Here is a 25416-nt window from a genome sequence, read left to right on the forward strand (position 1 = left end):
CGATGACCGATGCGACCCCCGACGACGCCCCGACGCCGGCTCTCGTCTCGCTCGCCAGGGCATACGGCATAGCCACCGAATACTCGTCCTTCTCGGGCGAGCATGTCGATGTGCCCGCCACCACCCTCCGTGCGGTGCTGGCGGCCATGGGTGTGGTCGCGGATGACGACGCGGCAGCCGAGCAGGCGCTCGCCGAGTCGATAGCCGAACCCTGGCGGCGGCTCGTACCCGCCTCGACCGTCGTGCGCCGGGGTGGTGGGACGATCGAGCTGCATGTCGCCGACGGCAATGACGTCGAGGTGGCCATCGTGCTGGAAGACGGCTCGGTGCGTCCCCTTTCGATACCCGCTCAGCAGCCGGTCGCGCGCACGGTCGACGGCCGGACGCGCTGGCGGGTGCGCGTGCCCGTGCCCGAGGATGTCCCGCTGGGATGGCACACGGTCCAGGTGCGCCAGTACGGCGGGGAAGGCGATGTGCACGACAGTGGGGCGCTGATCGTCACGCCGGAACGCCTCACACCGCCACCCGCCGAACCGGGCCAGCGCTCGTGGGGACTCATGGCGCAGCTGTACTCGGTGCGGTCGCGGCGATCGTGGGGGATGGGCGATTTCGCGGACCTCGCCGACCTCGCTGCGATCGCGGGGGAGTCGGGCGCCGACTATCTGCTGATCAACCCGGTGCACGCCGCGGAGGTCACGACGCCTGTCGAGCCGTCGCCCTACCTGCCGTCGTCGCGCCGATTCCTCGCGCCGCTGTACGTCCGCCCGGAGCTCATTCCGGAAGCGGCATACCTCTCCGAGTCCGGTCTCGATCGCTTCCACCGGCTGCAGCGGGACGCAGCCGCCACCAACACGGACGCGGAGCGCATCGATCGGGATGCGGTCTGGAGCGCGAAACGAGAGGCGCTCGCGCTCGTTCATGACGTCGAGCTCTCTCCCGCCCGACGCGCGCAGCGTGACGCCTTCGCGCGGCGGGAGGGGTCGGCACTCGCCGACTTCGCCCTGTGGTGCGCGCTGCGCGAGCACGAAACGGAAACGGGCGACCGGCTCCCGGACGGAATCGCAATCGATGACCCCGCGGTGGGTGCGCTGCGGGAACAGCTGGCTGAGCGCATCGCGTTCCACGTGTGGCTGCAGTGGATCGTCGACGAGCAGCTCGGCGACGCGGCTGCCGCCGCGGCTGCCGCCGGAATGCGGATCGGCATCATGCACGACCTTGCCGTCGGCGTCTCGACGACCGGGTCGGACGCGTGGTCGCTCCGTGATCTGTACGCGCCGGGCGTCGTGGTGGGCGCACCTCCCGACATGTACAACCAGCAGGGCCAGAACTGGAATCAGCCACCGTGGCTGCCGCGTGCCCTCGCCGAGCATGCCTACGCGCCGCTGCGTGACATGCTCCGGTCGCTGCTGCGGCACGCGGGCGCCCTGCGGATCGATCACATCCTCGGATTCTTCCGCTTGTGGTGGATTCCAGAGGGGCTCGGGCCGGGCGAAGGCACGTACGTTCGCTATGACCACGAGGCCATGATCGGCGTGCTGGCTCTCGAAGCCCAGCGAGCCCGTGCGGTGATCATCGGCGAAGACCTCGGCCTCGTGGAGCCGTGGGTGCGCGATTATCTCGCCGAGCGCGGCATCCTCGGCACCTCGGTCCTGTGGTTCGAGAGCGACGACGACGGGGGACCGCTGCCTCCCGAGCGTTACCGTACCGACCTGCTCGCGACCGTCAACACGCACGACCTGCCGCCGACGGCCGGCTACCTCGACGGCGAGCACGTCGCCCTGCGCGCCCGGCTCGGCCTGCTGACCAGGTCGGTCGACGACGAGCTCGCCGATTTCGAGCGCGAGCGCGACCGGATGCTGGCGGAGCTGCGCTCTCGCGGGCTGATCTCCGCCGGCGCGAGCCAGCAGGAGGTCGTCGAGGCTCTGCACGTCTTCCTCGCCGCATCGCCCTCGCGCTTGCTGGGCGTCTCGCTCGTCGATGCCGTCGGCGAGAAGCGTGTGCAGAATCAGCCCGGCACCGACGACGAGTACCCGAACTGGCAGGTTCCGCTGGCGGATGCCGACGGCAGAGCCGTGCTGCTCGATGATCTCGCCTCATCACCGAGATACCGCTCGCTGGTGGATGCTGTCGAGCGGGCCCTGCGCGGCCGCCCGTAGAGGTCGCGCGCCGGGCTTGTCAACCCGGTACGTGTCGTACCCCGGGGAACCCGTACGGTCGGGGCGTCGGACGAGAGGAGACGCCATGGTCGACACCGCACCCCTGACGCGTGCGAAGTATCCGCGGTCGCTGATCGCGGGGCCCTACGGGCACCCATTCCACGCGATCGCGATCATCCTGCCGATCGGCGCCTGGGTGTCGGCATCCGTCTTCGACGTCATCGCCGTCATGAGTCCGGATGCCGCCGTCTTCGCCCTCGGCGCCCGCATCCTCATCGCGATCGGTCTTCTGGGCGCCGTCGTCGCGTCGGTGCTGGGGCTGATCGACTGGAGCAGCATCCCGAAGGGCACCCCTGCGCGGGCGACGGGGCTGACCCACATGATCCTCAACCTCATCGCGATGGCGGTGTTCGCAGGAAGCCTCGCGCTTCGCGTCGACGAGGAGACCGTGCCGACCCTGGCGATGATCGCGAGTTTCGGTGGACTCGCCCTTCTTTCGGTGTCGGGGTGGCTGGGCGGGAAGCTCGCCCACACCTACGGCGTCCGCGTCGCGACCGAGACGACCCAGGCCGAGGGCCTGGAACCGCTGCCCTGACCGAGGAGAGATCATGACCGACCTGGACACCCGTCCCGACAAGCGGCCCGCGAACCCCCTCGCCGGCCCCTACGGACACCCGTTCCACCCGATCGCCGTCACGATCCCGATCGGGGCGTGGATCGCGAGTTTCGTCTTCGACATCATCGGCCTGATCGTCGCCGACCCGACCCCGTACGCCGTGGGTTCGCGCGTCCTGATCGGGATCGGGCTGGTTGGCAGTGTCGTGGCTATCGTGCTGGGCATCTTCGACTACCTCCGCATCCCCGATCGGACGCGCTCGTCGAGCACCGCCACGATCCACATGGGGCTGAACTTCGTGGTGTGCGGCGCGTACCTGTTCCAGCTCTTCCTGCGGACGTCGACCGACGACATCCCCATCGCGGGCGTCATCTTCAGCGCCGTGAGCCTGCTGACCCTCAGCGCGTCGGGATGGCTCGGGGGCAAGCTCGCCTATCGCTACGGAGTCCGGGTGGCCCACGAATCGAAGCAGGCCGAGGGATTCGTCACGCGACGCAACCGGCACTGAGCGCGATCGAAACGGGCGGCGACCTTCTGGAGAAGGCCGCCGCCCGTTGGCGTCGGTGGGCGCCGGTGTCAGGCGGCGCTTGCCCGGCGTGCGGGCCGAACCGACCACAGCACGCCTCCCGCGACGAGCAGGAGCGCAGCCAGCAGCGCGCCACCGAGCGGCGCCTGAGCGCCGGTGACGGCGAGCTGCCCGGAGGCGACCACGGTGATCGCCGCGCTGCCGATCACCTGACCGTCGGCACCGAAGACCACGATCGTGTGGGCGCCCGTGGCCAGATCGGCGGGGATGCGGACGTCGAACGCGACGCGCCCGTTCGCATCGGCGGCCGGGATGCCCGACACCCGGATCGGGTCGCTCCGCAGCTCGGCGATGACCTGCTCGCGGGCCTCCAGACCGGTGACCGTCACCCGCACGGCCTGTCCGCGCTCGACCGTCGTGGCCGAGACCGACACGACCGGGGCCGCGGTGCCGGGCTCGGTCGGGTTCGGCTCGGTCGGGTTAGGCTCCGTCGGGTTGGGCTCGGTCGTACCGGGCACCTCGCGCGGGTCGACGCTCGCGAGCGTCGGCGTCACGGTCTGGAACAGCCCGTCCTCGCCGATCTCGAGGCGATCGATCGTCGTCTCGCGGTTGGTGCCGTTGCCGCCGGGGATGGCGAACCGGTGGTAGGCGATGTACCACTCGTCCGTTCCCGGGACGTTGATGATCGAGCTGTGGCCGGTGCCGAGGATCCCCTGCGACGGGTCCTTCTGCAACAGGAGGCCCCGGTAGGTCCACGGTCCGTCGATGCTGGTCGACGTCGCGTAACCGACGCGGTAGTTCTCCGAACCGGTGTCGTCGATCGAGTACGTCAGGTGGTACGTCCCGTCGCGGTAGTTCAGGAAGAGTCCCTCACGGAAGTCGACCAGTCCGTCGATCGGTGTGATCGTCCCGTCCTCGACGCTCAGCATGTCGTCTGACAGCTCGCCGTAGACGGGGCGTCCGTTGCCCCAGAAGAGGTACGACTTGCCGGTCTCCGGGTCGGTGAACGCGGCCGGGTCGATCGCCTGACCGCTGTTGACGGCCTCGTCGTTGGTGATCATCGGCTCCGCCTGCGCGGTGAACGGTCCTTCGGGACTGTCGGCGACGGCGACGCCGATCATCTTGCGGTTCGCGTTCGGCTCGTGACCGCTGAAGTAGAAGTAGTACTTTCCGCCCTTCTCGATGATCGTCGGAGCCCACGCATTCCCGGTGGCCCACGGAACGTTCCCGTTCGCGCCGTCGAGCGTCAGGATGGGCTCGTCCGACCGTGTCCAGTCGATCAGGTTCTTCGACGTCCAGACGTAGAACGTGTTGCCGCCCCAGCCGGGGGTGCCGTCGGTGGTCGCGTAGATGTAATAGGTGTCACCGAACACGGCGATGTTCGGATCGGCGTACAGCCCCGGCAGCACCGGGCTCTTCATCTCCACGGCCTCGAGCGTCCAGACGACGTCGGGCTGTCCGGGGGTCGTGAGCGTGACGGTGGCGGGCTTGCTCAGGTCGAGGACCGTGCCCGACGGGGGCGTGGCCGTCGTGCCGGATGCCGTGGTGAACACCGGGCGCAGCTGCGTCAGATCCGTGCCGCGGTTCACCGGGAACAGGACCGTGCGGGCGTCGGTGTCGACGATCGGCGCGACTTTGAGTGCATCGGCATCCTGCAGGCTGACGGCACCGAGCGCGCCGGAGTTGCCGGAGTTCTGCACAATCTCTTCGGGGGTCAACGCGCGGTTGTACAGCGCGAACTCGCGCATCTGACCGCGGAACAGGTTGTCGGCGTTGTAGACCGACTTGCCCAGGTAGTTCGCCAGCGTGCTGCCGCCGCCGATGTCACCGGGGCGCACCGTCACGTTCGTGTTCTCGGCGACCTGCTGACCGTCGAGGTACAGCCGTGCCGTGTTCCCGCTCAGGGTGTAGGTGAGGTGCACCCAGCGGTCGCGGGGAAGCGCCGCACCCGAGGTGACGTTCTGCTCGCCGCTCCAGTTGCCGGTGGTCAGTGCCGCGCGGTACTGGTCGCCGGTCGAGAACAGGTAGCCGTTGCCGGCACCGTCAGCGCCGGTGTTGCCGAAACCGTAGAGGAAGTACGGGGTGCGCTGGGCCGGGTCGATCCGCAGCTCGGCCTCGACCGTGATGTCGTCGACGCCGACGAGGACGTTGTCGGGCAGGTCGACGTAGTCGTCGGTGCCGTCGAAGGTGAGCGCGCCGTCGGTGAACGTCGCACCGCCGCGTACCTGGGCGTCACGCCCGGCGCCGGAACGGTCGTGAAGCACCGCGCCCGCGGCATCCGTGAAGTCGTAGCGCAGCAGCTCGCCCTTCTCGTTCGCCGCGAGGGGCTGCGGCAGGTTGGCGCGCAGCGCTTCGAGTTCGGCCGCGGTCACCGGCATCACTGTGCCATGGCGCGGGCTCGCGGGCAGGCGGTAGCTCGCGGGCACCTGCCAGTCCGGCGCGTCGAGGTCATCCGTTCCCAGGGGGATGTAGCCGCGTCCGCCGTATTCGTCGACGAAGAGGTAGTAGTTCGACCCGGAGGTGTCGCCGGGGTTGGCCGCGAAGATGGTGGGGCCTTCGACGGCGCCGAGTCCGGCATCGCGACCGATGCAGCTGTCGATCAGCTTCCAGGCGGGGTCGGCTGCGTTCCAGCTGGGATCGCTTCGGTCATCGACGGCGGTCAGGCTGGTCGAGGACTCCTGGATGATGTCGCGGCATCCGGTCGTGCTGGCTTCATCCTTCGTGAATCGGTAGTAGGTGCCGTTGTCCTTGAGGACCGTGGAATCGATGCGCGATGCTCCGAAGTCCTGCCAGACCTTCGGCTCGCTGAACGTCGTGAAGTCGCGCGTCGTCGCGTACATCATGGTCTGGTAGAAGCTGCCCGTGTGGTTCGGGTCGTCCTCGCCGAAGAGCGACGATGCCCAGAACACCACGTACTCGCCGAGTGCCTCGTCGTAATAGGCCTCGGGCGCCCATGTGTTGCCCGCGTTGTCGGGGGCGACGCGGACGTGGCGCTGCTCGCTCCAGGTGACGAGGTCATGCGATTCCCACACCTCGAGGTACTTCGAACCCTGCGTCTGTGCTCGACCCCAGTCGCCGTTGCGGCCGATGGAGAGGTCGGTGGCGATGAGGTAGAACGTGTCGCCCTCGGGCGAGCGGATGAGGAACGGGTCGCGCAGACCCCTCTCGCCTTCCGTGGAGGTGAGCGTCGGCTCGCCGCCGTTGAGCTCGGTCCACGACAGCGCGTCGTTGCCGTTGCTGGCGGCGAAGTAGATGTTCTCGCCCGCGACGGAGTTTCCCGTGAAGTAGGCGAACGTGTAGCCCTCGAAGGCTCCGATGTTCGCGGCCTTGCGCACCGCGGCCGGGAAGGAGCGGGTGAGCGTCGTCGCGCCCTTCGTGACGGATGCCGTCAGCGCGACGGTGGTGTTTTCAGCCGGCCGGGTGACCAGGCCGTCAGCGGTGATGACGCTGGTGTCGGCGGACGACCACGACACGTCGAGTCCCTGCGAGGTCGTCGGCAGCGTGAGGTTGCCGCGCACGTCGTCGATGTTCGTGACGGTTAGCGCGTCGAGCGCCGCCTGCGCGGCCTGACCGTCGGGGGTGTCGACGAGCGCGACCTGCCCGGAATGCTGGAGTGGGCCAACTGCCTGAGCTGCGGCGGGGACGATGAGCGGCGCGGCGACGAGTGCGGCGACGATCGGGACGGCGAGCGTCCAGGGATGGTGTCGGCGCCAGGGCGCCGGGCGAGCGGATGCGGGCACGGGGGAACCTCTCGTATGCGTCGTTGCATGGCCGTCAGCACTGACGACGCTCGAATGTTAGCGCTCACAATTCGCGTAGCGCTAGTGCGCGGCATCCTCCCCGCCGAGCCGTGCAACGCGTTGCAACGTAGCGGGGCGTAGCGTGCCCGGCACCACCGCAGCATCGGCGCTGCGGGGAGTCGAGGAGATGACATGACCATCGTCGAAGAGGGCGTCTCGAGCGTCTACGCCGCTCCCGGTCAGCGCGGAGCCGTTGCAGAGTACCGCGCCCGCTACGGGCACTACATCGGCGGCGAGTTCGTCGAACCCGTCAAGGGGCAGTACTTCGAGAACATCACGCCCGTCACCGGTAAGCCGTTCTGCGAGGTGGGTCGAGGCACCGTCGAAGACATCGACCGCGCCGTCGACGTCGCCTGGCAGGCGTTCGCGTCGTGGAAGAAGACCACGCCGGCCGAGCGCGCTGTGATCCTCAACAGAATCGCCGACCGCATGGAACAGCACCTCGAGAAGATCGCGGTGGCCGAGACGTGGGAGAACGGCAAGCCCGTCCGCGAGACGCTCGCCGCCGACATCCCGCTCGCGATCGACCACTTCCGCTACTTCGCCGGCGTCCTGCGCGCCCAGGAGGGCTCGCTCAGCCAGATCGACGAAGACACCGTCGCGTATCACTTCCACGAGCCGCTCGGTGTGGTGGGGCAGATCATCCCGTGGAACTTCCCGATCCTCATGGCGACGTGGAAGCTCGCGCCCGCGCTCGCGGCCGGCAACTGCGTCGTGCTGAAGCCCGCCGAGCAGACACCCGCGTCGATCCTGTTCCTGTTCGAGCTGATCGGCGACCTGCTGCCCGCCGGCGTCGTGAACATCGTCAACGGATTCGGTATCGAGGCGGGCGCGCCGCTCGCGCAGCACCGCCGCATCCGCAAGGTCGCGTTCACGGGCGAGACGACGACGGGGCGCCTGATCATGCAGTACGCCTCGCAGAACCTCATCCCCGTCACGCTCGAGCTGGGTGGCAAGAGCGCCAACGTGTTCTTCGAGGATGTCGCGCGCGAGCGCGACGACTACTACGACAAGGCCCTCGAGGGCTTCACGTTCTTCGCCCTCAACCAGGGCGAGGTGTGCACGTGCCCGTCGCGGGCGCTCATCCAGCGGTCGGTGTACGACTCGTTCCTCGGCGACGGCCTCGACCGCGTCGGCAAGATCGTCCAGGGCAACCCGCTCGATCCGGCGACGATGATCGGTGCGCAGGCGTCCAACGACCAGCTCGAGAAGATCCTGTCGTACATCGACATCGGCAAGGCCGGGGGAGCGAAGCTGCTCGCCGGCGGCGAGCGGGTCGACCTCGGCGGCGAACTGAGCGGCGGGTACTACGTGGCCCCCACCGTCTTCGAGGGCACGAACGACATGCGCATCTTCCAGGAGGAGATCTTCGGGCCGGTCGTCTCGGTGACGAGCTTCGACGACTTCGATGACGCCATCGGCATCGCGAACGACACCCTCTACGGGCTCGGTGCCGGCGTCTGGAGCCGCTCGGGTGACACCGCCTACCGTGCCGGCCGTGCGATCGAGGCCGGGCGCGTGTGGACGAACACGTACCACCAGTACCCCGCGCACGCCGCTTTCGGCGGATACAAGCAGTCGGGCATCGGTCGCGAGAACCACCTCAAGATGCTCGACCACTACCAGCAGACGAAGAACCTCCTCGTGTCGTACGCCGAAGGCGCGATGGGCTTCTTCTGAGCCGCATCCACTCATCACCATGTCGAACGACACGTACAGCAGGGTCGCGGTGACCGACGCCGCCGCGGCCCTGCTGCGCGACCTCACCGCCCAGCACGGGCCGTTGATGTTCCACCAGTCGGGCGGATGCTGCGACGGCTCCGCCCCCATGTGCTACCCGGTCGGGATGTTTCTGACCGGCCCCGCCGACGTGAAGCTCGGGGATCTCGACGTCGGCCTCGACGACGCGATCGAGGTGTTCATCTCGCTCGCGCAGTTCGAGTACTGGAAGTACACGCACATCACGATCGACGCCGTGCCGGGTCGCGGCGCCGGCTTCAGCGTCGAGGGACCGACCGGGATGCGGTTCATCATCCGGTCGCGCATGCTCGACGACGCCGAGCTGGCGGCGTTCGGGCTGGTGCCGGTCACCGCAGTTGATGACATCGTTGCGGCACCCCGGACTAGTCCCGCGCTCGGATCGCCGAGTCCAGATCAATCATGAGCTGCGAGATCCGGGAGGTGCCCGGAGACGCGACCGGATACCGACGAAGTATCTCGGGCAGGGGCGGATTCGCCCGATGGGCGAGAACGCGAACCGTGGCGCCGTCCGCAGTTCCTGTTCTCAGCTCGGTGACCAGCGCGACGCATGCGGCCGCGCGGAGGATGTGACCGACTTGCGAGGCCTTGGCGATCGGGTGAAGGTAGGCGGCCGCGGCAGCGTCGCCGCATGCGAGCGCCGCAAGTCGAGCGGTCTCCTCCGAGGCGTCCTTGGCTGCGCGATGCGAGGCGAACGCGGCCGTTCGTTGCAGGTTCGACCGTGGCGCGCCATCCGTGAACATGCGCGCCGCACGGATCGCTTCGCGCGGCCGTGAATCCTGGGGGTTGACCGCTTCGAACTCGGGAAGCAGATCCTGTGCGCAATCGGAGGCGAATCGGACGACCGCCCGTAGCTCACCCATCGTCAGTTCGAAGTCTCCCGCTCCCATGCGCCCATTGTTTCGCGTGGCCGTAGGTGCTCTCGACGACCAGGGATCGCTGAACCACGGAACCCGGGCGCTAGCATCCTCGGCATGAGCGATGACGTCGCGCCGGAGCCCGGCATCCGGGGACTCAGCGCCGAGCGCACGAAGGCGTTCGTCGATGCGGTCGTCGCGATCGCGATGACGTTGCTGATCCTGCCGCTCATGGAGAGCGTCGGCGAGAGCGCGGGGCACGACCACACGACGTGGGAGTGGCTCGTCGATCAGCGCGATCAGCTGCAGAGCTTCCTCATCAGCTTCGTGCTCATCGCGATGTTCTGGATGCTGCACCACCGGCTCTTCGTGTCGGTGCACCGCATCACCCCGGGGCTCATGTGGATCACGGTCGCGTGGATGCTCACGATCGTCTGGATGCCGGTCGTCACCGCCCTCACCGGCCAGGTCGCCGACGACGCGCTGCAGAAGGTGCTCTACATCGGAACGCTCGTCGTCACGAGCGGGATGCTGCTCGTGACGCGGATCTACCTGGTGCGGCATCCGGACCTGCACAGCGCGTCACGGGATGATCTGCGCCTGGGGATGTCGATCGATCTCTCGATGATCCTGCTGTTCCTGGTGGCGCTGGCGATCGCGCTCGTCTTCCCGGCTGTCGGCTACCTCGGGCTGTTCATCATGTTCCTCACCGGCACGGTGCAGAAGCTGATGGCCCGCACTCTGCGCTGACCCAGCCTCCCGGTCGCGGCGCGAGGTGAACGGGCGAAGCGGAGAACTGGGGTTGACAGGGGCGGGGTCGGGGTGAGAACGTTTACAACGTCCAGCTTTGGAAACGTTTACAACCGCTCGAGGGAGAGCCATGGTCCGCGTCACGATCACGCAGGTCGCCGCCCGCGCCGGCGTCTCCGTCGCGAGCGCGTCTCGAGCGCTGAACGGACTCGTCGCGAGTCCGGAGACCGCGGCGAAGGTGCGCGATGCGGCGCGCGAGCTCGGCTACGTGGCCGATGCCACGGCGCAATCGCTCAAGCGGGGCCGCACGTTGCAGCTGGGCTTCGCCGTCGCCGACATCGGCAACCCGGTATACGTCGAGATGATGGCGGCGGTCGAACAGGTGGTCTCGGCATCCGGATACCGCCTGCTGCTGTCGTCGACCGGCACATCGTCGTCTTCCGTGGATGTCGTCCGCGACCTCGGTCGGGGCTATGTCGACGGGCTGATCCTGTCGCCGCTGCGCGTCACCGACGAGCTGCTCACCGCGCTCGCCGCGGCTCCGATCCCGTTCGTCGTCCTCGGTCGGCTGCCCGCTTCGGCCGACTTCGACACCGTGCGCGCCGACTCTCCGACGGCGATGCGGCTCGTCGTCGACCACCTCGTCGACGAGGGACGCCGCGACATCGCGTTCATCAACGGCCCGACCGACACCACCCCCGGTGTCATGCGACGAGACGGTTTCATCGCGGCGGTGGGCCAGTACGACGACCTGCGGACGCGGCACGTCGACGCCGCCGACTTCACGATCGCCGCGGGCTACGACGCGGCGCTCCCGCTTCTCGAGCGGTCCGACCGGCCGGCGGCGGTGGTCGCGGCGAACGACCTGATCGGCGTCGGTGTCTTGCGTGCCGCCGAAGACCTCGGTCTGCGGGTCCCCGCCGACCTCGCTGTGACCGGCCTCGACAACACCGAGCTCGCCGAGGTCGTCCGCCCCGGGCTCACGAGCGTCGACCTCGGAGCGAAGGAGCGCGGTCGCGCCGCCGCCGAGATGCTCCTCGCCCGGATCGCCGACGACACCCGGCCGGCCCGCACCGTCACAGTTCCGCCCGCGCTGGTCGTGCGCGGCTCGACGTCGGCATCCGTCCCCGCGGCCCTCCGCCGCCCCGAGCCCATCGACGAAGAGAAGGCACACGGATGACCACGCTCGCAGAGACGAAGACGTCCTCGCGCCCACCCCGCGTCCGGCAGATAGGACCGCGCGCCCGCGCTCAGCGCAAAGAGGCGATCGCCCTCGTCGCCCCCGCGCTCCTGCCGATCATCATCTTCTCTGTCATCCCGCTCGTCAGCGGAGTGCTCCTCGGATTCACGGATGCCACCCTCGCCCGCAACGCGGAGATCTCGTTCATCGGGCTCGACAACTTCATCGAGCTCGCCGGTGATCGCCGGTTCTGGCAGTCGTTCGGGATCGGCATCGTCTGGGCGGGGTCGGTCGCCCTCCTCACCCTGGTGAGCGCGATGGGCCTTGCTCTGCTGCTCAACAGCAACCTGCGGCTGAAGGGCCTGACCCGCGTTCTCGCACTCATCCCCTGGGCGATGCCGCCGGTGGTCATCGCGATCGTCTGGCGCATGATCTACAACCCCAACTCGGGCCCGCTCAACGGCGTGCTCGGCTGGCTCGGCATCCCGGGTGTGAACTGGCTCGGCGACTTCTCGACCGCGCTGCCCGCCGTCATCGTCGTCGGCGTCTGGGCCGGTATTCCGCAGACGACCGTGCTGCTTCTCGCGGGCATGCAGTCGATCGCCCCCGAGCAGCACGAGGCCGCGGCCGTCGATGGCGCGGGAGCCGCCCGCCGGTTCTGGCACGTCACGCTGCCCGCCCTGCGGCCCGTGATCATCGCGGTCACCGCGCTCGACTTCATCTGGCAGTTCAACTCGTTCGGCCTCATCTACGTGCTGACCGAGGGCGGCCCGGGCGGCCGCACGATGATCCCGCCGCTGTTCACCTACCTCGAGGCGTTCCGCAACCGCGAGATCGGGTACGCGTCGGCGATGGGCAACGTCCTCGTCGTGGCGATCCTGGTGATCCTTTCGCTGTACCTGATCAACCAGTTCCGGCAGAACAAGGGGGCCCGCAAGTGACCACCAAGCGCCCCCTGTACGCGACCGTCCTGATGTACCTGGCGCTCGCGGGCTACCTGATCTTCCTGGGCTTTCCGCTGCTCTGGCTGCTGTCGGCGTCGTTCAAGTCGACCCGAGAGCTCAACTCGCTCGCTGTGAACCTCATCCCGCAGCAGTGGGACTTCGGCAACTACATCGCCGCACTCGAGCGGCAGAATCTGATCACCGCGGCCGGCAACTCGGTGCTCGTCTCGATCGTCACGATGATCGTCGCGGTGCTGCTGTCGATGCCGATGGCCTACGCCCTCGCCCGGCTGAAGGGCCGGCTGCGCGCGGCCGGCACGGTGTGGATCCTCGTCAGCCAGGTGTTCCCGACGATCCTCATCATCATCCCGCTGTTCCTCGTGCTGCGGAGCCTGCAGCTGAACGACACCCTGTTCGGCCTCATCCTCGTCTACGTCACCTTCACGATGCCGTTCACGCTCTGGATGCTGCAGGGGTACGTCGCGGCGATCCCGCCGGAGCTCGAGGAAGCCGCCGAGATGGACGGTGCCGGCCGGTTCACCATCCTCCGCACCGTGATCCTGCCGCTGCTGGTGCCGGGACTGGTCGCCACGGCGATGTTCACCTTCGTCTCGGCCTGGAACGAGTTCTTCCTCGCGCTCGTGCTCATCCAGAGCCCGGAGCTGTACACGCTGCCCATCGCGTTGCGCTCGTTCCTCGGTGCCGAGGGGCAGACCCAGCTGGGGCCGCTGGCCGCCGGCGCCATCCTCGCCACGATCCCGTCGCTCATCATCTTCGGGATCCTGCAGAAGAAGCTCACCGGCGGCATGCTCGCCGGTGCCGTCAAGGGCTGACCTCCCCGTGACGACGAAACCCGAAAACCAGAAAGGCCACACCATGAGAAGAATCCGCGGCATCGGCGCCGTCGCATTCGTGGGCATCGCAGCCATCACGCTCGCAGGATGCCAGCAGGGCAGCGCGAACAGCAGCGGGGGAGACGGCGACGTCGTGACCCTCCAGTTCCAGTCGCTGTCGGACCAGCCCGCGACCCAGGCAGCCATCAGCGAGATCGTCGACGCCTGGAACGCCGAGCACGACGACGTCCAGGTCAAGATCATCCAGGCCGGCTGGGATGGCACCTACGACAAGCTGATCACCCAGTTCTCGGGCGGCACCGCGCCCGACATCATCCACTTCGAGGCGAGCTCGATCGTGTCGTTCGCGGCAGACGGCTACCTCGCCGACCTGACCGACCTCATCGACCCCGAGCTGAAGTCGGACATCTCCGACGGCATCTGGGAGTCGGTGACCCACGACGGGCAGATCGTCGCGTACCCCTCGACCCTCCAGTCGTACATGGCGTTCGCGAACGCCGACCTGCTGGCCGAAGCGGGCGTAGAGGTGCCCACGGGCGACACGATGACGTGGGATCAGCTCCAGGAGATCGCGAGAGCGACGACCACGGCAGACCACTACGGCCTCGGCTGGGGTCTCGGTTCGCCCACCGCGACGATGATGAGCCTGTCGATGGGCTTCGACGGCGGCTACTTCGACGGTGAGGGCGACGACGTGACGATCGAGGTGGGCGACGACGAGCTCGCCGTGCCCGAGCGCATCCACGAGATGGCCTACACCGACCGGTCGATCGACCCGACCTCGCTCACGCAGTCGGGCTCGGACGTGCTGCCGTCGTTCTACGGCGGCAAGGTCGCGCTGACGGTGCAGGGCTCGTTCCAGGCGACGAACATCGCCGCGGATGCTCCCGAGGGCCTCAACTGGGTCGCGCTTCCGCCGCTCGAAGGATCGGCTGGCGCCATTCAGGCCGCGAACCCGCAGACGTACTCGGTGAACATCGACTCGGAGCACGTGGAGGAGTCGGCGGAGTTCCTGAACTTCTTCATGGACGGCGAGAACCTCGCGAAGATCGCCTACGCCGACGCGCTCATCCCCTCGTCGGGTGCCGCCCGCACGCAGGTCGCCGAGCTCGCCGGCGACGACGCCGCGTGGAAGCAGGTGCTCGCGTCGGGCGAGGGCCTGGAAGGTCCGCCGTTCCTGAAGGTGTCGAAGTACACCGAGTGGAAGGACACGATCGCGACGCCGGCGTTCCAGCAGTACCTGGCGAACCAGATCGACCGCGACCAGCTCGCCGCGCAGCTCAGCGACGGCTGGGCCGACGTCGCCGGATGACGATCCGCGGGGGCGGGTCGATCCGATCCGCCCCCGCCTCACACGCTCGAACGAAGAGAGGGACGTAATGGACGTGTTGCACGATCGGGTGGCAGCAGTACTGGCGGGAGCCGCCGTGGGCGATGCGCTCGGCGGTGCGACGGAGGGCTGGACCCCCGAGCAGATCGAGGAGCGCCACGGCGGACGTGTCGACGGGATCGTCGGTCCCTTCCTGCCCGACTGGCGCACGGCTCGCCCCATCGCGCCGTACCACAAGGGCGACGGGCACGTCACGGACGACACCCTCATGACCCACGCGCTCATCGAGGTGTACGCCAAGCAGCGTCGGCACCTCGACGCCTACGACGTCGCGAGCGACCTCGTGCCGCTCATGATGGGCGAGCGCCGTTGGATCCCCGAGCTCGAAGACGAAGCGCTCATCCTGCAGCGCGTCTTCCTCGCCGAGAAGTGGCTCGTCATGAAGCTGCACTACGGCCACGCCGACCCCCGTGAGGCGGGCGTCGGAAACGTCGTCAACTGCGGCGCGACGATGTACATGGCGCCCGTCGGCCTCGTGCACATCGGCGACCCGCGCGGCGCCTACGCCGAAGCAATCGACATCGCCGGCGCCCACCAGTGGTCGTACGGTCGCGAGGCCGCCGGCGTGTTCGCCGCCGCGGTCGCGGCATCCGCCACTCCCGGAGCGACGGTCGACGACGTTCGACGGGCGGTGCTGGATGTCGCGCACGACGGCACCGCCGCCGCCATCCGCGCCGTGTTCGAGGCCGTCGATGCCTTCCGTGCCGCTGGCGGGTCGGACGATCCGCGCGAGCTCGGTCGCGTCGTCCGCGAAGCGGTGCGGCCCTTCGACACCGTGGGCGAGGCATACCGGTCGCCGGCCATGGACGCGCGTCTTCCCTCGCGGACGAAGGCCATCGAAGAGCTTCCCGTCGCGCTCGGCTTCGTCGTCGCTCACGGCGGCGACCTGCGTGCTGCCGTCCTGGATGCGGTGAACTACGGCCGCGACGCCGACTCGATCGCCACGATGGCCGGCGCGATCTGCGGTGGCCTCCGCGGCAGCGCCGCCGTTCCCGAGGAGTGGCTCCACGAGGTCGTGACCGCGAGCCGCCTCGACCTCGATGGCGTCGTCACGACGATGGTCGAGGTCGTGCGCGACGTCGCCCGCGCCGATGCCGAGCGCGCCGCCGCCCGCGCGGAATCGCTGTCGTCGCTGCTGTCGGTGGGGGCCGGGGCGTGAGACTGACCTGGGCTCAGCCCGAAGACCTCGTCCCCGCCGAGCTCGTCGCCCTGCGCGAGCAGGGGGCGCCCGACGACGAACTGTCGGCGATCGAACGGGTGTGGACGCAGGCAGGCGGAGCGACGGTCCTGGCGCCTTCCGGGGCCAGCGCGACGCCGGCTTCGCCCGAACTGCGCGCGGAGGCGCGTCGCGTGCTCGATGAGCTGCAGGGGCTGCAGCGCCCGAGCGCGGACGAGCCCGACGAGTGGGATGCGATCGCGGCGCTGCTTCCCGCGCAGCCCGAGCCGAGCGTCGGCGACGCAGCTTTCGACCGCGTGCACGGCGCGTGGCTGGGGCGGTCGGCCGGGTGCCTGCTCGGCAAGCCGGTCGAGAAGATCCCGCGCGAAGGCAATTAGCAGATCGCCCGCGCCACCGGAAACTGGCCGATCCGCGGCTACTTCACCGCGCGCGGTCTGCCCACGGACGTGGCCGAGCGCTGGCCGTGGAACCGCCGCTCCGCGCCGACCTCGCTCGTGGAGAACATCGCCGGGATGCCGGAGGACGACGACCTGAACTTCCCGATCCTCGCCCTCGATCTGCTCGAACAGCACGGCTTCGAGCTGACGACCGACCACGTCGCCGAGGCCTGGCTCGCGGCCCTGCCGGCGGGTCGGGTGTTCACCGCGGAACGCGCCGCGTACCGCAACATCCTCGACGCGCGGCCGGTGCCCGAGACCGCGACCCACCGCAACCCGTTCCGCGAGTGGATCGGTGCCCTCATCCGCGCCGACGTGCACGGGTGGGCGAACCCCGGCGATGTCCGGGCCGCGGCGCACTCGGCGTGGATCGACGCGCGGCTCAGCCACACCCGCAACGGCCTGTACGGCGCCATGTGGGCGGCCGCCCTCTGCGCGGCATCCCTCGTCGCCGACTCGATGGATGCCGTGCTGGATGCCGCCGACACCGTCGTGCCGCCCGCATCCCGCCTGGCCGCGGCCGTGCGGTTCGGCCGTGAGACCGGTCGGGCGCTTGCCGCGGGCGAGCTCACGACGGCGGGTGCGCTCGACGCCCTGCACGCTGAGTTCGCCGGGATGCACTGGGTGCACACGCTGAACAACGCCGCGCTCACCGCGTGCGCGCTGCAGGCCCACGGTCGCGACTTCGGCGCCGCCGTCGCGCTCGCCGTCGCCGGTGGCTGGGACACCGACTCGGTCGGTGCCACGGTCGGCTCGGTGGTCGGCGGCCTCGTCGGTGCCGACGGCATCGGGCCCGCGTGGACCGCGCCCCTGAACGACCGCATCGCGACCTCGATGCCCGGCGGTCCGCAGCGGTCGATCCGCGAGCTCGCCGAGCGGACGATCGCCCTCGCGGAGGGAAGCTCGTGAGCGTCGTCGTCGTCGGCAGCATCAACCAGGACGTCGTCGCCCGGGTCGCCCGCATCCCCGCTCCCGGCGAGACGCTGCTCGCGTCGTCGCTCGTCCGCACCGGCGGGGGGAAGGGGGCGAATCAGGCCGTTGCCGCCCGGCGTGCCGGGGGAGCGGAGGTCGCCTTCGTGGGCGCGGTGGGAACGGATGCCGCGGGCGCGGCGCTGCGCGCGGCGCTCGAGGCCGACGGCATCGACGTCTCGGGTGTGGTGCAGGTCGACGAGGTGACCGGAACAGCGCTCATCTCGGTCGACGCGTCGGGTGAGAACGCGATCGTCGTCGCCGCCGGGGCCAATGCCGCGCGCGACTCCCTCACCGACGCGCAGCGGGCGGTGGTCGCATCGGCGTCGGTTCTGCTCACGCAGCTCGAGATCCCCGTGGCCCTGGTGCGCGACGCCGCCGCGGCCCGGGGTGAGGGCGCGTGGCACGTGCTGAACGCGGCGCCGTCCGCACCCTTCGCCTCCGCCCGCGACGCGCTGCTCGCGGCGACCGACGTGCTGATCGTGAACGAGCACGAGGCACTCGAAGCGGCGGGCGTCGAAGCCCTCGACGAGGCCGTCGCCGAGCTCGCCCGTACGGTGCGCGGACTCGTCGTCACACTCGGTTCTCGCGGATGCCTGGTCGTCTGCGGTGACGAGCGCACCGAGGTGCCCGCCCATGTCGTGACGCCGGTCGACACGACGGGCGCCGGCGATACCTTCTGCGGTGTGCTGGCCGCGGCGCTCGCCGCCTCCGGACGCCGCCCCGACGCCGTCGGTCTCGATCTGCTCGCGGATGCCGCGCGCGCCGGTGCTGCGGCATCCGCTCTTGCCGTCACGCGCCCCGGTGCGCAGGACGCGGTGCCCACGAGCGATGAGGTCGCCGCCTTCCGGAAGGAGAACCGACCGTGAGCGATGGATTCGATCCCCTGGTCCCGCGCGAGATCGATCGCCCGACGCCGGTGCCGCTCGACGCCGACGTGCGCTCGGGCGACGCCGCGACGGTGCTCGATGACGCGAAGATCTTCGTCGCGCCGACGGATCCGGCCGACCTCGGTGCGTGGCGTGCCCAGCTGACGGTGTGGCGCGAAGGCGCTCGCGAACGGCACGGCGCGCCGACCCGCTACGAACAGGCCGAGTCCGCGTGGGCGAGCCGGTGCTTCACCGTCGCCCAGGTATGGCTCTGGGACGAGCTGTTCTTCGACTTCGACGAGCAGCGCTTCACGCCGGAACGCTTCCTCGCCGACGCGCAGCGCCGGTTCGGCGGTCTCGACGGGATCGTGCTGTGGCACGCCTACCCCGTCATCGGCATCGACGGCCGCAACCAGTGGGACTTCTACGCGGTTCCGGGGCTCGTCGAAGCCGCCGAGGCTCTGCGCGCCGCCGGTGTCGCCGTGTTCGTCGACTACAACCCGTGGGATGTCGGCACGCGACGCTCGGGAGACGACGCCGCCGAGCTGGCCGCCACGGTTCGGCGTCTCGGGGCAGACGGCGTCTTCCTCGACACGCTGCGGAAGGCCGATCCCGATCTCGTCGCGGCCCTGGATGCCGCACGCCCGGGCATCGGACTCGAGGGCGAGTCGAAGCTCGCGACCGAGCGCATCGCCGACCACACCCTGTCGTGGGCCCAGTGGTTCGCCGACTCGGAGGTGCCCGGCGTGCTGCGCGCCCGGTGGTTCGAGCGCCGACACATGCAGCACCACATCCGCCGGTGGCACCGCGACCACGCAGAAGAGCTGCGCTCGGCATGGCTCAACGGCGTCGGGGTGATGGTGTGGGAGGTCGTCTTCGGCGTCTGGGTCGGCTGGAACGACCGCGACGCCGCGACCCTGCGGCGGATGCTGCCCGTGCAGCGCGGCATGCACCGCTGGCTGGTCGAGGGGGAGTGGACGCCTCTCGCCGTGCACGACGCACCGGTCTTCGGGTCGGCGTTCGAACTCGACGGCGTGACCCTGCTGTGCCTCGTCAACACGTCGGGGTCCGATGTCCAGTTCGAGCTCGAGTCCGGCGGTCGATACGTTCCGCTGCATGAGCCCGGCGATGAGGTGTCGTCGGTGACGGTGCCGGCCGGTGGGGTCGCCGCCGTCGTGCGGCTCACCGCGGATGCCGCGGGTACCCCTGTGCCGCCGGTCGTCGCCGAGGTGAAAGCCGCGCTGCGCGATGAGCCGCCGGTGGCGGACGTGTCGTTCCCGCACCGCCGAGCGCGGCGCCTCACCGCTCCGGCATGGACCGGGCCCGTGCGAGACGCTGCGGCGGATGAGGAGGAACCGACCGTCGCGGTGGCGCCCGGCACATATGCGCTGACCGTGCGCTTCCGCGCCCGCGAGACCGGGATGTACGAGGGCGCACCCTACGTCGACGAGTGGAAGCCGCTGCCGCCTCGCCTGCACGACCAGCGCACACTCGAACGCGTCGTCGAGGTGCGGCACCCCGTGCGCGTCGGCGCTGCCGAGGTGACCGAGGCCGAATACGCGCGGTTCCTCGACGCGATCGGTGAAGACGCGGATGCCCGTGACCCCGAGCGCCCGGCGACCGATGTGACCTTCGCGCGGGCTCGGGAGTACGCCGCATGGGTGGGCGGGCGGCTCCCCACCGAGGACGAGTGGCAGCTCGCGGCATCCCTTCCGTCGTTCCGTCGACGCGCGCCGGAGGTGTGGAACTGGACGGAGTCGGAGCACTCCGACGGCCGCACCCGGTTCGTGATGCTGAAGGGCGGCAGCGCCCACCGCAGCGAGGGGTCGGACTGGTACTTCGACGGCGGTGTGCGGTCGCCGGAGTTCGCGGCCAAACTGCTGCTGCCGGGGCTCGGACAGGACGCGTCGCCCTCGATCGGATTCCGCGTCTGCTGGGAGGAGCCCTCGTGACCCCGCTCGACGGACTGCGCGTCATCGACGCCTCGACGCTGTTCGCCGGTCCCATGGCCGCGATGCACCTCGGCGACATGGGGGCCGAGGTCGTCAAGGTCGAGCACCCGACCCGGCCCGACCCCGCGCGCGGCCACGGTCCGAGCAAGGACGGGCAGAACCTGTGGTGGAAGACGCTCGGCCGAAACAAGCGGACCGTGGCGATCGACTTGCACACCGCCGACGGGCGCGAGGCGTTCCTGCGCCTCGCCCGCACCGCCGATGTCGTCGTCGAGAACTTCCGCCCCGGAACCCTCGAGCGCTGGGGACTCGGGTACGACGAGCTGTCTGCGGAGAACCCCGGTCTCGTTCTCGCCCGCGTGACCGGATTCGGTCAGATCGGTCCGTACCGCAGTCGCCCCGGCTTCGGCACGCTCGCCGAGGCGATGAGCGGTTTCGCTGCCGCGACGGGCGAGCCCGACGGTCCGCCGACCCTTCCCCCGTTCGGCCTCGCCGACGGCATCGCCTCGCTCGCCACCGCCTACGCGATCATGACTGCGCTGCATGCCCGCGAGCGGGACGGGCGCGGGCAGGTGGTTGATGTGGCGATCATCGAGCCGATCCTCGCGATGCTCGGCCCGCAGATCACGCGCTGGGATCAGCTTGCGACCGTGCAGCCCCGCACCGGCAATCGATCGGCGAACAACGCGCCGCGCAACACCTATCGCACGGCCGACGGTTCGTGGGTCGCCGTGTCGACGAGCGCTCAGTCGATCGCCGAGCGGGTGATGGCCCTCGTCGGCCGCCCCGACCTCGCGGCCGAGCCGTGGTTCGCGAGCGGATCGAGCCGGGCGCAGCACGCCGATGAGCTCGACGAGGCCGTCGGCAGCTGGATCGCGCAGCGCACGCGCGATGAGGTGATCGAGGCGTTCGAAGCCGCGCAGGCCGCGGTCGCCCCGGTGTACGACCCCTCTGACATCGTCGCGGACCCGCAGTTCCAGGCGCTGGGCACGGTCCACCGCATCCACGACCCCGATCTCGGCGAGATGGCGATGCAGGGACCGCTGTTCCGGATGTCGCGCGACGAGTCGACGATCGCCTTCACCGGGCGGGCTCACGGCGCCGACACCGCAGAGGTGCTGGCCTCTCTCGGTTACGCCGACGACGACATCGCGCGCATGCGTGCGGAGGGATCGATCGCATGACCCGCCCGATCCTGGTCGCGCTGTACGCGCCCGCCGACCGCCCCGAGCGCTTCGAGAAGGCGCTGGATGCGGGAGCGGATGCCGTCATCGTCGACCTCGAGGACGCCGTGGCACTCTCGCGCAAGGCGCAGGCGCGGGCGGCGCTCGCCGAGTTCGCCGCGGTTCGGGCGTCGCGAGGGGCTGCCGCACCGGCGGTGCAGGTCCGGGTGAACGCGCGCGGGGCGGACGCGCACGACGAGGATGTCGCCGCTGTCGCGGATCTGCCCGCGGCCTTCGGCATCCGGCTGCCCAAGACCCAGTCGGCGGATGACGTCGCGGCGGTCCGCGCCGCCGCGCCCGGGCGCGAGGTGCATGCCCTGCTCGAGTCGGCGCTGGCGATCGAGCGCGCGTTCGAGATCGCGCAGGCCGGGGTCGCGTCGATCGCGGTGGGCGAGGCCGACCTGCGCGCGGAGATCGGCGTGCCCGCGGGGCGTGCCGGGGAACCCGGGCTCGCATGGTCGCGCGCGCGGCTCGTGAACGCGGCGGCTGCGGCCGGGCTGCCCCTTCCGCTCATGGCGGTCTGGGCCGATGTCGCCGACCTCGAGGGCCTGGAGCAGAGCTGCCGGGCCGGGCGCGCGCTCGGCTACGCAGGCCGCACCGCCATTCATCCGCGGCAGATCGAGGTGATCCGGCGGGCCTTCACCCCCGGCCCGGAAGAGGTCGAGCGAGCGCAGCGCATCGTCGAGCGGGTGCGCACCGCGGCGGCGGACGGGACGGGCGCGTTCGTGCTCGATGACGGCACCTTCATCGACATCGCGATGGTCAAGGCCGCCGAGCGCATCCTCGCCGCCGCGCCCTGACCCCCGGCATTCGCGGGGCCCGCTGCATCCGTCGCATGCGAGGTCCTGGTTGGGCCGGTTATCGAGCCGGGATTCCCGGCCGAAGTGGGACCTCGGTGGGGGATCAGCGGGTGATGAGGCGGTACGGCACCTGGTGGTGCACGCCGGTCTGCCTCGTCGCGTCGCTCAGGATGTCGAGGATCGACGCCGCCGCCTTCTCGACACCGTGGTCGACGGTCGAGAACGCGGGGATGTGGAAGCGTCCCTCTTCGATGTCGTCGAAGCCCATGACCTGCACGCGGTCCGGCACGGAGATGCCGTGCGTGCCGAGGGTGTACAGCGCGCCGAGGGCGAGGCTGTCGCTGAAGCAGAACAGGGCATCGAAGTCGGTTCCGCTCGCGATGAGACGCGCGACGGCGGTCGATCCTTCGGCGCGGTTGAACTGGTCGACCGAGGCGTAGAGCGCGGGGTCGTCGGCGATCCCGGCCGCGGCTAGCGCTCGCCGGTATCCGTCGAACCGCAGTCGCGAGGTGGCGGTAGGCCCGGATTCCTGAACCCCCACCGCAGCGATGCGCCGCCGACCCTGCTGGATGAGATGCGTGGTGGCGGCCGCAGCCGCTGAGATGTTGTCGATCCCGACGTGGTGCACGGACGGAGTGAGGAGCTCTTCGGCCTGCTCGCCGATCAGCACGAGCGGGGGGCCGTTCGGCCGGTCCCGTACGTCGTCGAGAGTAAGGGCGAGCGGGCTCATCACGATCCCGTCGAGCGCGGGGAAGCCCTCGCCGGCCATCATCGCCAGTTCCGCCGGACGGGCGCCGCCCGTCTGCGCAATGAGAACGGTCAGCGAGCGGGTCTGCGCGCTGGTGACGAACTGCGAGGCGAATTCGGCGAAGTAGGGCTCGCGCAGGTCGGGGAGCACGAGCGCGATCAGTCCGCTGCGACCGTTGCGCAGCTGTCGCGCAGCGAGATTGGGCCGGTACCCCAGCTCATCGATCGCCTCGAGAATGCGTCGCCGCATCTCGTCTCCGACCCATCCCGTCCCGTTCACGACGTTGGAGACGGATTTCGCGCTCACGCCGACGCGGGCGGCGACGTCGGCGAGTGTGACGCGGGTCATGGGGCTCCTGTCGAGCGGGTCTCGGGGTTCGATGTTGACTCTAGTTCAGCGTGGAACTATCGTGTAGTTCAACGTGGAACGGAAAGCGGTTTCCATGTTCGCCTGCGGGCGGGACAGACGACGAGGTCGGCATCGAAGCCGACAGAGGGAGCCATTGCAGTGGAGCAGGATGCCGGTCGAGAGCCCGACGCGATGCGTGCTAGCGCGCTGGAACCGGCGCGGCCGCGCCCGCAGCTCGTGCGGGACTCGTTCCTTCTCCTCGACGGCGAATGGGGGTTCGCCTACGACGACGACGATCGCGGTGTCGCCGCACGGTGGTTCGACGGTCGCGAGCTGGGCGGCAGCATCCTCGTGCCGTTCCCGCCGGAGTCGCCGGCCTCGGGCATCGGCGAGACGGGGTTCCACCCGATCGTCTGGTACCGCCGGACGCTGACCGACGCGGATCTCGCCGCCGCCGGACATGGGTCGGAGAAGCGCGCGATCGTGCGCTTCGGTGCCGTCGACTACCGGGCCACCGTCTGGGTGGACGGGCATATGGTCGGCAGCCACGAGGGCGGCCACACCCCGTTCGCCGTCGACATCACCGACGCGCTCGACGGTGAAGCTCGCGAGCATGTCATCGTCGTGCGCGCCGAGGACGACCCGCACGACCTCGCGCAGCCTCGGGGGAAGCAGGACTGGGAGGAACAGCCCCACTCGATCTGGTACCACCGCACGACGGGGATCTGGCAGTCGGTGTGGCTCGAGTCCATCGCGCCGCAGCACATCACCGCGCTCAACTGGACCAGCGACCTCACCGACGGCACGGTGACCCTCGAGCTCCGACTGAGCCGGCCCGGCCGCGCACGCGCGAGCATCCGGATCGCGCACGAGGGGCGGGAGCTCGCCGCTGCGACGATGCGCACGAGCGGCACGCGAGCGACGTTGACGATCGCCCTGGACGGGCAGCGAAACGGTCAGAACTACGAACGTCTGCTCTGGAGCCCCGACCGGCCCACGCTGCTCGACGCCTGGATCGAACTGACGGATGACGATGGCCGAACGGATGCCGTTGCGAGCTACCTCGGTCTGCGCAGCGTCTCATGGAGCGACGGCGCGCTGCTGCTCAACGACCGGCCGGTGACGCTGCGGTCGGTTCTCAGCCAGGGGTACTGGCCCGAGTCCCACCTCGCGGCCCCCTCGCCCGACGCGCTGCGACGCGAGGCCGAATTGATCGCCGAACTCGGCTTCAACTCGGTGCGCGTGCACCAGAAAGTCGAGGACGACCGGTTCCTGTATTGGGCGGATCGGCTCGGGCTCCTGGTGTGGGGCGAGATGGCCGCGACGTACACCTTCGACGAGCGAGCCGTGCAGCGCACGGCCGCGGAGTGGACCGAAGCCGTGCTTCGCGACCGGGCGCATCCCAGCATCATCACGTGGGTGCCGCTCAACGAGAGCTGGGGCGTGCAGCACATCGCCTCGCGCTCGGATCAGCGGGCCTTCGCGGAAGCGCTGTTCCACCTGACCAAAGCCCTCGACCCCACCCGGCCGGTCATCTCCAACGACGGATGGGAGCTCGGCACCTCCGACCTGTGGACCCTGCACGACTACGAGGCCGACGGCGATGTCCTCGCCCGGCGCTACGACGTCGACGCGGTCGAGCTGCGCACGCTCGTCTCCGGAATCGGCCCCGCCGGTCGCCGCGTGCGTCTGCCCGGAACGGCGGACGACGGACAGCCGGTCATGCTCACCGAGTTCGGCGGCGTGAAGTGGGCGGCCGATGCGAGCCCCGACGACTCCTGGGGCTACTCCGAGGCGCGCGGCGCCGAGGAGTACGGCCGGATGGTCGCGGCGATCCTCCGGGCCGTGCAGTCGGGCACGAGAGGCTTCCGCGGGCGACCCGACGGGCTCGCCGGCTGGTGCTGGACGCAGCTCACCGACACCATGCAGGAGCGGAACGGCCTGCTCACCGAAGGCCGGGAACCCAAGCTGCCCATCGAGACCATCCGGTCTCTCGTCCGAGGAACCGGCACCGACTGAACCTCCGCCGGTTCTCGGCCGGCCACCGCCACCGCCATCGACA

21 protein-coding genes are annotated in these 25416 nt (G+C 69.9%); 18 read left to right on the forward strand and 3 right to left on the reverse strand.

The genetic code is table 11. The features are described 5' to 3' along the window. The first annotated feature begins 2 nt into the window (after positions 1-2). From malQ to ACI2K6_RS09360, 3 genes are all read left to right on the forward strand, one after another. Positions 3-2156, forward strand: coding sequence for a 4-alpha-glucanotransferase (gene malQ / locus ACI2K6_RS09350; protein WP_404568466.1), 2154 nt, complete (start codon positions 3-5; stop codon positions 2154-2156). Positions 2157-2241: 85 nt separating this feature from the next. Next, on the forward strand, positions 2242-2751 hold the full coding sequence (locus tag ACI2K6_RS09355) for a DUF2231 domain-containing protein (protein ID WP_112615451.1): 510 nt from the start codon (positions 2242-2244) through the stop codon (positions 2749-2751). 13 nt (positions 2752-2764) lie between these two features. Further along, positions 2765-3280 (forward strand): DUF2231 domain-containing protein, encoded by a 516-nt coding sequence (locus tag ACI2K6_RS09360; protein ID WP_114587537.1) that lies wholly within the window; start codon positions 2765-2767, stop codon positions 3278-3280. A 68-nt stretch (positions 3281-3348) separates the two neighbouring features. Here ACI2K6_RS09360 and ACI2K6_RS09365 read toward each other — a convergent pair whose 3' ends face one another. Further along, the gene (locus ACI2K6_RS09365) at positions 3349-7038 is read right to left on the reverse strand and encodes a family 43 glycosylhydrolase (RefSeq protein ID WP_274179136.1); all 3690 of its coding nucleotides are present in this window, start codon (positions 7036-7038) and stop codon (positions 3349-3351) included. Between the two features lie 192 nt (positions 7039-7230). Here ACI2K6_RS09365 and ACI2K6_RS09370 point away from each other — a divergent pair, with 192 nt between their 5' ends. Further along, entirely contained in the window at positions 7231-8778 is a 1548-nt protein-coding gene (locus tag ACI2K6_RS09370) for an aldehyde dehydrogenase family protein (RefSeq protein ID WP_112615445.1), read from the forward strand. 19 nt (positions 8779-8797) lie between these two features. After that, positions 8798-9262, forward strand: coding sequence for a DUF779 domain-containing protein (locus tag ACI2K6_RS09375; protein WP_274179137.1), 465 nt, complete (start codon positions 8798-8800; stop codon positions 9260-9262). On the opposite strand, the gene ACI2K6_RS09380 is transcribed toward ACI2K6_RS09375, so the two are convergent. Then, positions 9222-9746, reverse strand: coding sequence for a putative immunity protein (locus ACI2K6_RS09380; protein WP_337994963.1), 525 nt, complete (start codon positions 9744-9746; stop codon positions 9222-9224). The genes ACI2K6_RS09375 and ACI2K6_RS09380 overlap by 41 nt on opposite strands. An 84-nt stretch (positions 9747-9830) precedes the next feature. On the opposite strand from ACI2K6_RS09380, the gene ACI2K6_RS09385 reads away from it, so the two are divergent. The 12 genes from ACI2K6_RS09385 (at position 9831) to ACI2K6_RS09440 (ending at position 22258) form a co-directional block, all read left to right on the forward strand. Continuing rightward, the gene (locus ACI2K6_RS09385; protein ID WP_274179138.1) at positions 9831-10463 is read left to right on the forward strand and encodes a TMEM175 family protein; all 633 of its coding nucleotides are present in this window, start codon (positions 9831-9833) and stop codon (positions 10461-10463) included. A gap of 130 nt (positions 10464-10593) precedes the next feature. Beyond that, the gene (locus ACI2K6_RS09390; protein WP_112615439.1) at positions 10594-11643 is read left to right on the forward strand and encodes a LacI family DNA-binding transcriptional regulator; all 1050 of its coding nucleotides are present in this window, start codon (positions 10594-10596) and stop codon (positions 11641-11643) included. Continuing rightward, positions 11640-12584 carry a carbohydrate ABC transporter permease gene (locus ACI2K6_RS09395; protein ID WP_112615437.1) on the forward strand — a complete coding sequence of 315 codons (945 nt, stop codon included), beginning with the start codon at positions 11640-11642 and terminating at the stop codon, positions 12582-12584. The genes ACI2K6_RS09390 and ACI2K6_RS09395 overlap by 4 nt, the downstream gene beginning before the upstream one ends. Then, a complete protein-coding gene (locus ACI2K6_RS09400; RefSeq protein WP_220118278.1) occupies positions 12581-13420 on the forward strand; it encodes a carbohydrate ABC transporter permease in 840 nt (279 codons plus the stop codon). Before ACI2K6_RS09395 ends, ACI2K6_RS09400 begins: the two co-directional genes overlap by 4 nt. Before the next feature lie 43 nt (positions 13421-13463). Then, positions 13464-14753 (forward strand): ABC transporter substrate-binding protein, encoded by a 1290-nt coding sequence (locus tag ACI2K6_RS09405; RefSeq protein ID WP_112615435.1) that lies wholly within the window; start codon positions 13464-13466, stop codon positions 14751-14753. 88 nt (positions 14754-14841) lie between these two features. Continuing rightward, positions 14842-15990, forward strand: coding sequence for an ADP-ribosylglycohydrolase family protein (locus ACI2K6_RS09410; protein ID WP_274179139.1), 1149 nt, complete (start codon positions 14842-14844; stop codon positions 15988-15990). After that, positions 15987-16385 carry a hypothetical protein gene (locus ACI2K6_RS09415; protein ID WP_404568467.1) on the forward strand — a complete coding sequence of 133 codons (399 nt, stop codon included), beginning with the start codon at positions 15987-15989 and terminating at the stop codon, positions 16383-16385. The genes ACI2K6_RS09410 and ACI2K6_RS09415 overlap by 4 nt, the downstream gene beginning before the upstream one ends. Before the next feature lie 69 nt (positions 16386-16454). Further along, positions 16455-17354: an ADP-ribosylglycohydrolase family protein gene (locus tag ACI2K6_RS09420; protein WP_404568468.1), complete on the forward strand. Its 900-nt coding sequence runs from the start codon at positions 16455-16457 to the stop codon at positions 17352-17354. Continuing rightward, complete coding sequence (locus tag ACI2K6_RS09425) at positions 17351-18283, forward strand: ribokinase (protein ID WP_269268391.1); 933 nt, start codon at positions 17351-17353, stop codon at positions 18281-18283. Before ACI2K6_RS09420 ends, ACI2K6_RS09425 begins: the two co-directional genes overlap by 4 nt. Then, complete coding sequence (locus ACI2K6_RS09430; protein WP_274179141.1) at positions 18280-20235, forward strand: SUMF1/EgtB/PvdO family nonheme iron enzyme; 1956 nt, start codon at positions 18280-18282, stop codon at positions 20233-20235. Before ACI2K6_RS09425 ends, ACI2K6_RS09430 begins: the two co-directional genes overlap by 4 nt. Beyond that, positions 20232-21419, forward strand: a complete 1188-nt coding sequence (locus tag ACI2K6_RS09435; protein ID WP_274179142.1) for a CaiB/BaiF CoA-transferase family protein — start codon at positions 20232-20234, stop codon at positions 21417-21419. Before ACI2K6_RS09430 ends, ACI2K6_RS09435 begins: the two co-directional genes overlap by 4 nt. Beyond that, positions 21416-22258, forward strand: a complete 843-nt coding sequence (locus tag ACI2K6_RS09440; RefSeq protein ID WP_274179143.1) for a CoA ester lyase — start codon at positions 21416-21418, stop codon at positions 22256-22258. The genes ACI2K6_RS09435 and ACI2K6_RS09440 overlap by 4 nt, the downstream gene beginning before the upstream one ends. A gap of 103 nt (positions 22259-22361) precedes the next feature. Here the strand turns inward: ACI2K6_RS09440 and ACI2K6_RS09445 are convergent, their stop codons facing one another. After that, on the reverse strand, positions 22362-23354 hold the full coding sequence (locus tag ACI2K6_RS09445; RefSeq protein ID WP_274179144.1) for a LacI family DNA-binding transcriptional regulator: 993 nt from the start codon (positions 23352-23354) through the stop codon (positions 22362-22364). 192 nt (positions 23355-23546) lie between these two features. Between ACI2K6_RS09445 and ACI2K6_RS09450 the strand changes: the two genes are divergently transcribed. Beyond that, entirely contained in the window at positions 23547-25373 is a 1827-nt protein-coding gene (locus tag ACI2K6_RS09450; RefSeq protein ID WP_274179145.1) for a glycoside hydrolase family 2 protein, read from the forward strand. The last annotated feature ends 43 nt before the right edge of the window (positions 25374-25416 follow it).

It is taken from the genome of Microbacterium sp. NPDC006705 (assembly GCF_044903545.1).
Classification (GTDB): Bacteria; Actinomycetota; Actinomycetes; order Actinomycetales; family Microbacteriaceae; genus Microbacterium; species Microbacterium plantarum.